The following is a 4773-nucleotide window of genomic DNA, read 5'->3' on the forward strand; positions in this document are numbered from 1 at the left end:
ATCATTATTATTCCATAATATTTCTATCCCAAGAGGTATTGACAAAATCTACTCCCTTCTAACTTGTTACCAATGAGGTGCGATCGACCAAAGTAGTGCAGAAATCAGCAGAAATAAGCGTTTAAACCTCATAATGTAGAAAAAAAAGTATTCATTTCGGACAATTGACAATTTTTGAGTCGAGTGAAACTGCATATTTGAAAGCTCTAGCCACCCCCCAGACTGTAAATCCCAGGCTAAGCCAAGTTAGGATGAGAATTATTAGTTTGAGTCGCTCTTGGCAAATCCGGCAAAATTGCCTGTGATGCCCATCAGCGCCTCCCTGTTAACAGCTATGTTCTTGAGGAAGCGGTACGCCCCGCCCCGCTTCCTTCCCGTCGTCAAGACAAAAATGCTTGATTCGGAACGTGTCTGCGGGGATGAAGTATTTAACGGGAGTTATTAAATGAGTTTATCTTTTAAGCAAACGACCCTTTATGTGACTTTGCTGTCAATCGGGGGAGGTATGGGATGGTTGGGGAATCGCTACCTGCAAGGCTCAAACAATCTGGAAACCGGATTGGTTTTGCCAGTAGTGCGCCAGCAAATCCCCCCCTATGCGTATCCTCCTGTTCAGGAAAATCGGCCGGTCGATCGCAGCAATCCCAATTTTATTGCTGAAGCAGCCGAAAAAGTCGGCCCGGCTGTAGTGCGCATTGACGCCTCCAGCAAGGTGGCGAATCAAGTGCCGGAAGCATTCAAAAATCCTTTGTTTCGTCGGTTTTTTGGGGAGAATTTGCCGCAGCCGGAAGAACGAGTCAAAAGAGGTACGGGTTCGGGGTTTATTCTCACTCCTGACGGCCGCATCGTTACTAATGCTCACGTTGTCTCCGGGACGGATACTGTCAAGGTGACCCTCAAAGACGGCCGCGAGTTTGAAGGTAAGGTGCAGGGGGTCGATCCGCTGACGGATGTGGCTGTTGTTAAGATTGATGCCAAGGAACTGCCGCAGGTGGCTTTGGGCCGATCGGACAATATTGTACCGGGACAGTGGGCGATCGCGATCGGCAATCCTTTAGGTCTCGACAATACCGTGACTGTGGGCATTATCAGCGCTACGGGTCGATCGAGTTCCCAAGTCGGCATCCCCGACAAGCGAGTCCGCTTCATCCAAACCGACGCCGCCATCAACCCCGGCAATTCTGGCGGCCCGCTGCTCAACGACCAAGGCGAAGTAATTGGCATCAATACCGCTATCCGCGCGGACGCTCAGGGCTTGGGATTTGCAATTCCGATCGAAACCGCCAAACGAGTTTCCGATCAGTTATTCGCCAAAGGTAAAGCCGAACATCCCTATCTCGGCATTCAAATGGTCAGCTTGACTGCAGCCACCAAGGCAGAACTCAACAAACAGCTCGATAATAATAAAATTACCCTCGATCGAGGCGTAGCCGTGACGCGAGTCGTGGAAAATTCCCCCGCTCAAAAAGCCGACTTGCGCGCCGGAGATGTCATTCAAAAAGTGGACGGAATTGCGGTGAACACTCCCGGGGACGTGCAAGAACGGGTGGAAAGCACTCTTGTGGGCAAAGAACTAGAAGTAGAAATTAACCGTTTGGGTCAAGTTCAGAAAATTAAAGTACGTCCGGGTGCTTTTCCCCTATCGGGTAGCCTCGCCGGTGGGTAATACCATTTTCGATTTTCGATTTTCGATTAAAGAATGGGGAATGACTTACTGCATAAGCATTTGGAGCTTATCTACAGTTGCATTCTTTTTTGAAATTGGTATTACTTGCAAGGGTGGAGGATGGAAGATGAATCTGATGCTTTATAGTCCTAGACGCAGCAACCGGGTTTTTTAACCAAAATCCTCGGTGTAGCGCGAGGGATATCCGGTTAAAAACCCGGTTTTTTAATTCCCTGTGCGTCCAGGATTATTGATTTTTTTGAACAACTTTCATCTTTCTGGCTTCCCCAACCCGTCGATCTTTTTACTTGTCTTTGGGAGAGTTTGGTTGAATCGAGCTGGTGCTTGCTAAATTTTCTTCTAGGTGCATCCTCTGCTCCATTTGTCTCAGAAAATAGCCTGTCATCATCGCTGAAGCTAGCAAACCTGCTAAGTTTTCGCGGTCAGTGGTAATTTCGACGTTAAAATTTTCTGAAGGCAAGACGCCGACAAGTCCTTGAACGTTATGAGAGATAATTTCTCTGATTTCTGGGCTGGCGGACTTGGCGATGCGGGCTAGAACCTCCGGAGATTGGTGTTGGAGGTACTTGAGCAGTGGATTGACTGCGGTTTGTTGGGCATTGGAACTGTCAAAGTCAGGGTGAAAAACCATTTGGCGATTCTTAATTTCTGGCTTGTTACATTCTACTTTAAACTACTCGTCTTTGCTTGGGTACAAATTTGCCTGAAAGTCAATTTGCAATTGTTTTGGCAGTTGGTCTACTTGAAAGTACCGATGAAATTTATCGGTAACTTGTAACCAATACGATCGCCCCTCAGTCGGCCGCCGTTTGCGCACGAAACCCATTTCTACAAGTTCCTGCACTTGTTGGTAAGCTCCGGAACCTCGCAAGTTAACTAAGTCTGGCTGAGCGATGCCGCCTTTGAGGGCGATCGCCGCCAGCGTCCGCAAAGCTCCAACACCTAATTCTGGAGGTATTAAAGTTTGCATTAAACTGGCAAACTCTTCTCTGAGTTGCAGGCTGTATCCCGTGGGGGTTTCGACGACTTCTAATGCACTCTCGCGGCGGGATGAGTCAGACATGAGTTCGATGATGGCGTCTTCGGCCTCGGCTCGATCGCACTTGGCAATCTCGGTAATCTCTGCTATTGAAACCGGCTGACCTTTTAGGTAAAGTATGGCTTCTATTGTTGTGGCTAAGCGAGTCATTTGGGAATTAGTAATTAGGAATTGGGACGTTAAAGTTCGGAAACAACCAGTGTACGGAATTTAACGGATGGATGTTGAGGGAATAAGTCAAGCGTGAAGAAAGAAGAAGGAATCAGCAAAAAACCAACTATCCGTCTATCCGTGACTTCGGGATTGTGAATCAAGGGAATTAGTAAAAAAACCTTCTCATTACACAATAGATTGATAGTGTCGGTTGTTTATCAAAACAACAAAACTCTTTCTGTTTTCACTTTTTAATTTTATTCCTGGGATTTTTGATTATAAAAATTGCTGTTTTAATCGCCACTTGGGAAATCTAAAATCTAAAATCTAAAATCTAAAATCGCAGGACTGCTAGTAGCAACTAGCCATTAATCAATCTAACTGTCGGCCTGTCAGTTCTACAAAAATATCCTCTAAATTAGAAGGACGAACCATCATCCCTGTCTTATCATCTTTGGCATCTAGATATAAATTAGCTTCTTCCAGAGTAGGGAAAAACTTGTATTCCCAGCGATCGCCTATTTGTTTCATCACTAACCCTTGACCGTGTTGTTGCCGCAGTTGAGCCAACGTTCCCAGTTGAATTAACTTGCCGCCGTCCATAATGCCGATGCGATCGCACAAATACTCCACTTCATCCATATAATGCGTTGTTAACAGCATTGTCATTCCCTGCTTGTTCAAATCTAAAATTATTTCCCACAATCGGCGCCGCGTTTGCGGGTCTAACCCTACAGTCGGTTCGTCCAAAAATAAGATTTGCGGCTCGTGCAAAAGTGCTCGGGCAATTTGCAACCTCCGCTTCATTCCTCCCGACAAAGTTTTTACTAAGTCGTCTCGCCTTTCTGCTAATTCTACATATTCCAACCACTGTTGAATTAACTGTTGCCGTTTCGGATTTGGGATGTGGTGCATCCGCCCGTGAAACTCCATATTTTCCCATACTGAAAGCTCAGTATCAACGCTGATTTGTTGGAGCACGACGCCTATACACTGTTTTACTTGCAAGCTTTGCCGCATCACGTCATATCCAGCTACCTGGATTTGACCGCTGCTGGGCTTAGTCAGGGTAGTCAGCATCCGAATTGTGGTCGATTTTCCCGCACCGTTGGGGCCTAGAAGCCCGAACATTTCTCCGGCTTCAATCGTGAACGAAAGGTCATTGACAACGGGGATTTTGTTGTAAATCTTACAGGCGTTTTGCAGGGAAACAGATACAGACATAGGTATTTCGCTATAATTTAGTAGAAACAAAACTCTTTCTTCTCAGTCATATCATGTCCGGTAAATTAAGCACAATACTTCTTGGGGGGGTTTAACCAACAATCTGTAATTCAGCTCCACAATATTTATAAACCCGCCCCAACCGGGCAACAAAAATTTGCAACGACCAATTCAACAGACATGATATCATTACTGGAGGTAGAACCCGGGTTCGATCGACTAAAATTTCTGGTGATATTTATTGGTACTGATACCAGAAAAACTTGGCTTATCTGCTATTGGCGCACGACTTTTTTTAGTGTAACTAATCTGAGTGTCATCAGCCGATATAAAATTGATTTTTTTTTACAGCTTGCACCACCCACTTATTGCGGTTGAGTTAAATTAGGTTTCAATTCCATCATCCGGCTGTCGAATTGGCGCGCTGCTTCGCTAATCGTGATAGTCGGTTTAGTGCCGTCAAGATATAAGTAAGTCGGCGCTTTAAAACGCAACTATGTAAACGATGTAAAGTGTCCAAATGCTCTCTACTGGCTGACTTAAGCCTATTTACATACTGTTACATTATTCGGTTTAATCCCGCCTACCTACTTATAAGCTGTTGTGCATTTAAAACGCATATTGTATTATACAATATAACCATATTTATGAAAAGTCAATGCCTAGTAAA

At 45.2% G+C, this 4773-nt stretch carries 4 protein-coding genes; 1 reads left to right on the forward strand and 3 read right to left on the reverse strand.

Going from position 1 to position 4773, the window contains the following annotated elements; genetic code table 11:
- The first annotated feature begins 445 nt into the window (after positions 1–445).
- Positions 446–1666 (forward strand): HhoA/HhoB/HtrA family serine endopeptidase, encoded by a 1221-nt coding sequence (locus QUA78_RS31840; RefSeq protein WP_333306931.1) that lies wholly within the window; start codon positions 446–448, stop codon positions 1664–1666.
- A gap of 304 nt (positions 1667–1970) precedes the next feature.
- Here the strand turns inward: QUA78_RS31840 and QUA78_RS31845 are convergent, their stop codons facing one another.
- The 3 genes from QUA78_RS31845 to QUA78_RS31855 all read right to left on the reverse strand — a co-directional run bounded on the left by QUA78_RS31845 (position 1971) and on the right by QUA78_RS31855 (position 4103).
- Positions 1971–2318 (reverse strand): DUF760 domain-containing protein, encoded by a 348-nt coding sequence (locus QUA78_RS31845; RefSeq protein ID WP_172188992.1) that lies wholly within the window; start codon positions 2316–2318, stop codon positions 1971–1973.
- 42 nt (positions 2319–2360) lie between these two features.
- Entirely contained in the window at positions 2361–2876 is a 516-nt protein-coding gene (gene scpB, locus QUA78_RS31850; RefSeq protein ID WP_333191152.1) for an SMC-Scp complex subunit ScpB, read from the reverse strand.
- 375 nt (positions 2877–3251) lie between these two features.
- Positions 3252–4103 (reverse strand): ABC transporter ATP-binding protein, encoded by an 852-nt coding sequence (locus tag QUA78_RS31855; protein ID WP_333306929.1) that lies wholly within the window; start codon positions 4101–4103, stop codon positions 3252–3254.
- Positions 4104–4773 lie beyond the last annotated feature (670 nt).

Origin of the sequence: Microcoleus sp. K4-B3, from assembly GCF_036704615.1 — a bacterium.
Classification (GTDB): domain Bacteria; phylum Cyanobacteriota; class Cyanobacteriia; order Cyanobacteriales; family Microcoleaceae; genus Microcoleus.

Excerpts from the sequence above, each read along its gene's own strand:
- QUA78_RS31840 (WP_333306931.1), top strand. The coding sequence starts at position 446 with ATGAGTTTATCTTTTAAGCAAACGACCCTTTATGTGACTTTGCTGTCA.
- QUA78_RS31845 (WP_172188992.1), bottom strand. The coding sequence starts at position 2,318 with ATGGTTTTTCACCCTGACTTTGACAGTTCCAATGCCCAACAAACCGCA.
- scpB (WP_333191152.1), bottom strand. The coding sequence starts at position 2,876 with ATGACTCGCTTAGCCACAACAATAGAAGCCATACTTTACCTAAAAGGT.
- QUA78_RS31855 (WP_333306929.1), bottom strand. The coding sequence starts at position 4,103 with ATGTCTGTATCTGTTTCCCTGCAAAACGCCTGTAAGATTTACAACAAA.